Source organism: Deferrisoma palaeochoriense (assembly GCF_054656955.1).
Genome location: NZ_BAAHXI010000215.1, coordinates 1 through 270, shown reverse-complemented (window position 1 = coordinate 270; position 270 = coordinate 1). Strand labels below are relative to the sequence as shown.

1 protein-coding gene is annotated in these 270 nt (G+C 71.9%); it reads right to left on the bottom strand.

Annotated features, from left to right (window positions below; translation table 11 throughout):
- The coding region (locus ACYQ8L_RS18755; RefSeq protein ID WP_459943329.1) for an IS66 family transposase zinc-finger binding domain-containing protein at positions 1 to 270 on the bottom strand (270 nt) is incomplete at both ends.

Sequence of the window (270 nt, the reverse complement as noted above, 5' to 3'; positions counted from 1 at the left end):
TCCACCCCCTCGCACGCCCGGCACGCGTACTTCGGCCGGATCTCACGGATCACCCGAACCTGCGCCGGCACGATGTCCAGCCGCTCCGAGCTCTCCTCCCCGATCCGCACCTTCTCCGCCCCACACCCGCACCGCTTCGCCTCTTCCGGTACGTCGCACACCACCTCCACCCGCGGCAGGTTCGCCGGCAAGGGCTTGCGCCCTCGCTTCCTGCGCGTGTGCGCCGAAACCCGGACCGCCTCCTCCCCTTCGTCTTCCTCCCCGCCCCCG